Origin of the sequence: Halomonas sp. B23F22_20 (genome assembly GCF_043496985.1) — a bacterium.
Classification (GTDB): Bacteria; Pseudomonadota; Gammaproteobacteria; order Pseudomonadales; family Halomonadaceae; genus Halomonas.
Window position 1 is genome coordinate 1 of sequence record NZ_JBIEKH010000082.1, and the last position, 739, is coordinate 739.

1 protein-coding gene is annotated in these 739 nt (G+C 59.4%); it reads left to right on the forward strand.

What is annotated here, in order from left to right:
- Positions 1 to 41 precede the first annotated feature (41 nt).
- The gene (locus ACGTN6_RS20665) at positions 42 to 215 is read left to right on the forward strand and encodes a topoisomerase DNA-binding C4 zinc finger domain-containing protein (RefSeq protein ID WP_394594946.1); all 174 of its coding nucleotides are present in this window, start codon (positions 42 to 44) and stop codon (positions 213 to 215) included.
- The last annotated feature ends 524 nt before the right edge of the window (positions 216 to 739 follow it).

Genomic DNA, 739 nt, shown 5'->3' on the forward strand with positions numbered 1-739 from the left:
GTCTGGTACAGCAAGCCTCTCAGGCCACGCTCAACCTCCCGGTGGAGGAAACACCTCCCTGCCCGGAGTGTGGGGGGAGAACGCGGTTGCGCAAGGGGGACTACGGTTCCTTCTATTCCTGCCGGCGTTACCCCGACTGCAAGGGTAGGGTTGATGCCGGCGGCAAGAAGAAACGTCGCCAACGGGGGAAAGGGAAGGCCGCTGCGAAGCGTTGATCGGGCGTATCTCCTTGACCACCAACGGACAGAGCTCAATAATAGCTCTCGAACCCCGTTGGCTGCGTTCGGTCATCATGCAGCGCCCTTTGGGCCTTCCTGGCCCGATGCCTAAGCTCCCAACGCCTCGTGTGAGGGAGCATCCCCGCGCTTGCCTCGATGCATGCACTGTATTGCTACTGAGGGGATACGAGGCTCCTTGCTCCAAGGCCAACCTGGTGAGTTGGCCCCTCCCTTCGTCCCGCAACGTCTGGTCATTCAGCTGTCTCCCTTGGGGGTAGCTGAATGGCCAGACGACGCTGTTTACCTGAGTGGTGCCCGCCACTTGAACAATGGGATCCCTTTGTGCGGAGGTGCCGCGCAGTGAGTTGCCGAATTACAGCCGCGATGAGATTCGGGTGCCAGGTGGTAAGTCATGGTTAACGGGACATGCGCAACTGCGTACTGCGGCTATTTCTGATCTGATGTTGCATGGCCAACAGCACACGTTTTCCGCTCTATCTTCCAGCGCTGTTCCAGCGAAT